Raw genomic sequence first — 5384 nt, forward strand, 5'->3', positions numbered from 1 at the left:
TGTCTTTGTGACACCCCTTACAGAGTACTTCGCGAGCGAGCTTGGAAAGACGGTTACTGCCAGTGAAGTGCTGCTGCCCTTCTCCATCTTCCTGGCCGCCTTCGCAATAGCGATGCCGCTTACCGGGAGATATATCGATGAGTGGGGTCCGAGAAAGACGACGATCGTTGGCGGCCTGCTCACCGCCCTTGGCTGGCTGCTTGCATCGGCTGCAACCTCAGTGGAGATGCTCTATCTCGTCTACGGGGTGATCGGTGGTGCGGGTGTCGGTATAGCCTATGGTGTTCCTGTAGCCCTTGCCACCCGCTGGTTCCCTGATCGCAGGGGATTTGCTGTTGGTCTTGCGCTGCTCGGGTTTGGCTTCTCGGCCTTCATATCGGCAAACATTGCAGGCCTCCTCATCCCCATGGTCGGGGTTATGGATACCTTCAGGATCTTCGGTGCAGCATTCCTGATCATCATCCTGATCTGCTCGATGCCGCTTAAGTTCCCTGAAACGGGATGGACGCCGCATGGCTGGACTCCTCCGGCATCGGCAGCATCAGAAACCTGTGAGTGTGACCGTTCCAGGATGATCAGGACGCCGACCTTCTATGGTCTCTGGATCTGCTACTTCATCGGGTGCCTTGCAGGCTTAATGGCAATATCCATCGCCCAGCCGGTGGGGGTTGAGGTTGTCGGCATTACGCCGGTACTTGCAACAGCGCTCGTTGGGGTATTTGCGATCTTCAATGGGGGTGGCAGGCCTGCCTTTGGCTGGCTGACCGATCTGCTCAGGCCCAGGAATGCAGCGGTTCTCTCGTTCCTGCTGATTGCCGCTGCCTCGCTGATGCTCTGGCAGATTCCCTCTCAGATCACCTATATTGTGGCGTTCTGTGTACTCTGGGGATGTCTCGGCGGGTGGCTGGCAATAGCGCCAACGGCAACCGCACGGTACTTCGGCACCTGCGATTATCCGCGGTGCTATGGCCTGGTCTTCCTGGCATATGGTGCCGGTGCAATCGCAGGCCCCCAGCTTGCCGGTTTCATCAGGGCATCTACCGGCGGATATATCGGTGTCTTCCCCTACATCGTGGTGCTGGCATTGATCGGTGTGGTGATAGCCTTCTTCCTGCTCCATCCGATAAAGAACCGGGACTAAAACAAGACAGGTTTCCCCTGTCACTTTTTTATTGAATTTTCTCCTCAAAACCCAGTGTTTTCTCTTCGTCTCTCATGGTCCTGACCCAAGATGCTAAGTCCTCAGAGAACAACATACTAGAGAATGGTTGAATCACAAAAATTTTCTGATTTTTCAATATCCGAAGACCTCCTGAAGGCCGTAGCGGATATGGGCTTTGAGGAGGCGACCCCCATCCAGAAGATGGCGATCCCCGCAATTCTTGAAGGAAATGACATAACAGGGCAGGCACAGACGGGAACTGGCAAGACAGCCGCATTTGGAATCCCACTCATCGAGATGATCGATGCAGGAAGCCGGGATATCCAGGTGCTCGTTCTTGCACCTACCCGCGAGTTGGCTATCCAGATTGCAGAAGAGTTCTCACGCTTTGGTAAATTCAAAAAGGGTCTCGCTATTGTCCCCGTCTATGGCGGCCAGCCGATAGAGCGGCAGTTCCGCGCCCTCCGCGCAGGTGCCCAGATTGTGATCGGGACACCGGGGCGGATTATGGATCATCTTGAGCGGAAAACCCTCTCTCTTGACAAGGTACGGTTTGCAGTCCTTGACGAGGCAGACCAGATGCTCGACATGGGCTTCAGGGATGATATCGCCCGGATTCTCAAGATGACTCCCGGAAAGAGGCAGACACTCCTCTTCTCTGCAACGATGCCCCCGGCAATCCTCGATCTCTCGAAGAGATACCAGAAGGATCCGAAGTTCATCAAGGTCGTTCACGGTGAGATGACGGTTCCCCAGATTGAACAGTGTTATCTTGAGGTCAAGGAACGCGAGAAGCTGGATGTCCTCTGTAAACTGGTTGATATCTATAACCCGGATCTGGCGATGGTCTTCTGCAACACCAAGCGTGCAGTCGATGACGTCACTTCGCGGCTTCAGGCACGGGGCTACTTTGCCGACGCGCTCCATGGCGATATGAAGCAGACCCAGCGCGATCGCGTCATGGGAAAGTTCAGGAAGGGTTCAATCGATATCCTGGTGGCAACCGATGTTGCAGCACGTGGGCTTGATATCAGCGAGATTGACTGCGTCTTCAATTATGATGTTCCGCAGGATGTGGAGTACTATATCCACCGGATTGGAAGGACTGCCCGTGCAGGAAGGGCGGGTACATCCATCTCCTTTGTCGCTCCAAAAGAGATCTACAAGCTCCGGGAGATTCAGCGGTTTGCCAAGGTAAAGATCACCCGAATCCCGATCCCGTCCACCTCGGATGTGGAGGAGTCGCAGGCACGCCTCCTTATCGAGAAGGTTAAAGAAGTGAATGCGACCGGTCTTGGTGAGCGTTACATCCCCTATATCGAGCAGGCACTTGAGGAAGGCATCACCTGTATCGAGATCGCAACAGCCCTTATGAAGATCCACCTTGGTGGCCGGGATACCGAAACCAAGAGCTATGAGAATGAGGGCGGTTTAATTGAGCCGGGAATGGCACGGATACGGATCTCTATCGGCCGTGACAATCAGATCCGGGCAAAGGATATCGTCGGTGCTATCGCCGGTGAGACCGGGCTTCCCGGACGATCCATCGGTGCAATCGAGATCTTTGAGCGTTTCTCCTACGTGGATGTTCCGGCAGACCGGATCCATGAGATCATCGAGATTATGAAGGACCGGACGATCCGGGGCTTCACCGTCGAGATGACAAAAGTCGAGAGCAAATAATCCTCATTTTTTTTCTTTCGCGCCTATACAAAGAGATGCGAGTGTAGCAGTGAACCAAATCATTATTATCATACATTGATAAATATCTCAGACAATGAGTCCACAAACTGTGCATGGAACGCATTCATCAGAGTGGATAACAATCTCTCTTGATGAATACGAATCCATGAAACGGACAATAGAGATTCTCTCTAATGCCGACCTGATGGATCAAATTAATAATGGAATGAGAAAAGAAACTACATCCAGGGATTTTGAGGAATTGGCAGAGGAATTGGGTATTTAAAAATCATCCTTGTGCCATATCGCTTCTATTACTACTTCTTTTCTTTCAAGATCAATACAATAGAGTATCCTGAATCTTCTTTCAAAATAGAGTTCCCATAATCCATGAAGAGAGCCTCTGAGAGGTTTTCCATGTATATCCGGGTTTTCCGACAACTTTCTGATTTTTTGGGCGAAGTGTCTCTGTATTTCCTTATCGAATGTTCTCAGCTTATCTTCAGCTTGCTTTCGAATAGTGATCCTGAACACGTCATACTATTTTTCGAGTGCCATCAGATAAAACCAGAAGTTCTGTTTCAAGTCAAACGCACCACTCACCTTCGCGATTTTTATTCCTTTGTGTATCTACTTGTGAGGCAGAGTGGCATATGCCGGAATAGTACTGAATTCCTGCATAATCCTGGCCGGTCTTATCTGGATATTTTATCTGCAGAACCGCTCTCTTCGGGCATCCATATCCGCTCTCCGGACTGACCAGACTGGTGCCATATGGTGGGGGTGATATCGCCTTTTTGCCTCACGGAGGCCCGGTTCGCCCATATCAGACTCACGGTTGATGAACCTGTACCTTGACTGGACGGCTTTTGCTGTCTGCATATTGATCGCCTTGTAGATCCCCTCATATCCCGGAAGTGCCTTTTCGTAATGCACGACAATGGTATCATCGTTCTGATGGCCCCAGATCGCAATTGCGCCGATTCCCTGTTCGGTTCGAATGAGGATGCCCTGGCAGTTCAGTTCATCATAGTGGCGGACGGCATAGAGGACAGCATCTTTCTCATAGGCAAGGAATGGATACTCATCACACTGTTTCCATTCGCACCACTTCTCGAGAAACTCATAGATCTCCGCAATGGACTCTGATCGGATTGCTTCAACAGTGAAATCCGTTGTCTTGTTGAATTTATTGAGATGGCCGCGGATGGTCAGGTATTTTTTGCCGGGGAGGCCTGCAAGGTCTGTTGAGAGGTAGACGTAGTCTGCAAATTCCGGTTCTTCATAGAGGGGGATATCCGGGTGGAGGCGTAGAAACCAGTTGCGCCCCGCCTCGTCCAGCATCTGGAACGGGGTGCTCCCCCCCTCCTCAAAGGCAAGGCAGAGGAGATCTGAGAGGAGTGCGTCATCCTCTTCTCCTATTGGGGGTCTGAAGGTTCGTTCCCCATCAACGATCGTCATGATGATGAGGGAGTTATTCAGTATGGCATAGTGGTAGTGCGCATAGTGATTCCAGGTGAGCATCGTAATGATGGTGTTATCGCTGTGCACCTGTGGATACCGGCGGAAAAACTTCTCGATGATGTCCTTGTTTTCGAGTGTTATCGGAGAAAAATCATTCAGGGAGAGCATCTGATATCATCTTCCTGTAGATCATCGGTACATATTGTTCCATCGGTTGGAAACCGATTTTTTTATAAAATGGCATTGTGCCCGGCTCTGATATGAGTCCTACCCATGTTATCCCGTCTTCCGCGCAGAGTTCTGTGAGAAAACGGATGATCTGGAAGCCGATATAACATCTCCTGTACTCTTTCCGGACAACGACATCCTGTATATATGCATCCGAGACACCATCCGAGATGGTTCTTCCCATGCCAACTGCTGTACCTGTGATCTCATCGACTGCCACGACAAAGCGGTGGCTTCCCCTGATAAGGGCTGGGATCTTTGCCTTATCCGAGTTCTTCTCCCACCATCCGGCGACACGATAAAGGTTGACGATCTCCTCTGTTTCCCATTCGGAAACGATATGCAGCGAGATTGCCTGTGTCTTACCCTGCTTCTGGCTGTTTGTCATGGTATCTTCTGCCTCTCCCTGATCGATCACTAGAGAGCAGTCTTTTTTATTTCATCCTCTATAATGCTTTTTTTCAGATGCGGGCGAAAGCGGGGTGTGCCCTCCTTTGGCTGCGCAATCATTCGTACCTGCCGCGCGATCCGGCTGGTATCTGATGGAATTCTCTGCGCGATCCCCTCCCGGACTGGTATCGTCGGGAGCTATCTCCCCGGTTTGTGGTATTCCGGGGGTCGGGCATCGGTCTGAATGCCTGTTTTATGGTGATCAAAAGAGAGGGTATAAATGGGACTTCTGCGTATCTAATTAGGTCGCAGGGCAACGGGGTGCAACGAATCCGGGAACAATTCTCCCAACGATTCGCTTTACCTGGCCACCTTGCCGGGAAACCGGTCTGGTGGTGACATGCCCGTGTGGGGACAGCTGCTTTGGATATGGCAGCAGTTCCCGGGATCCGGTATC

6 protein-coding genes are annotated in these 5384 nt (G+C 51.4%); 3 read left to right on the plus strand and 3 right to left on the minus strand.

Features of this window, described 5'->3' with window-relative positions:
* From QCH34_RS06060 to QCH34_RS06070, 3 genes are all read left to right on the plus strand, one after another.
* Positions 1-1141 (plus strand): OFA family MFS transporter (locus tag QCH34_RS06060; RefSeq protein WP_300331720.1); only part of this gene is annotated, 1141 nt, incomplete at its 5' end.
* A gap of 123 nt (positions 1142-1264) precedes the next feature.
* The gene (locus QCH34_RS06065; RefSeq protein ID WP_300331725.1) at positions 1265-2845 is read left to right on the plus strand and encodes a DEAD/DEAH box helicase; all 1581 of its coding nucleotides are present in this window, start codon (positions 1265-1267) and stop codon (positions 2843-2845) included.
* 94 nt (positions 2846-2939) lie between these two features.
* A complete protein-coding gene (locus QCH34_RS06070; RefSeq protein ID WP_300331729.1) occupies positions 2940-3131 on the plus strand; it encodes a hypothetical protein in 192 nt (63 codons plus the stop codon).
* Here QCH34_RS06070 and QCH34_RS06075 read toward each other — a convergent pair.
* From QCH34_RS06075 to QCH34_RS06085, 3 genes are all read right to left on the minus strand, one after another.
* Positions 3128-3379, minus strand: coding sequence for a type II toxin-antitoxin system RelE/ParE family toxin (locus tag QCH34_RS06075; RefSeq protein ID WP_300331732.1), 252 nt, complete (start codon positions 3377-3379; stop codon positions 3128-3130). The two genes, QCH34_RS06070 and QCH34_RS06075, sit on opposite strands and share 4 nt — an antisense overlap.
* Positions 3380-3553: 174 nt before the next feature.
* Positions 3554-4477, minus strand: coding sequence for a phosphatidylglycerol lysyltransferase domain-containing protein (locus QCH34_RS06080; RefSeq protein WP_300331735.1), 924 nt, complete (start codon positions 4475-4477; stop codon positions 3554-3556).
* Entirely contained in the window at positions 4461-4955 is a 495-nt protein-coding gene (locus QCH34_RS06085; RefSeq protein ID WP_300331737.1) for a GNAT family N-acetyltransferase, read from the minus strand. Before QCH34_RS06085 ends, QCH34_RS06080 begins: the two co-directional genes overlap by 17 nt.
* Between the last annotated feature and the right edge of the window lie 429 nt (positions 4956-5384).

Origin of the sequence: Methanocalculus sp. (assembly GCF_029762515.1) — an archaeon.
Taxonomy (GTDB): Archaea; Halobacteriota; Methanomicrobia; order Methanomicrobiales; family Methanocorpusculaceae; genus Methanocalculus.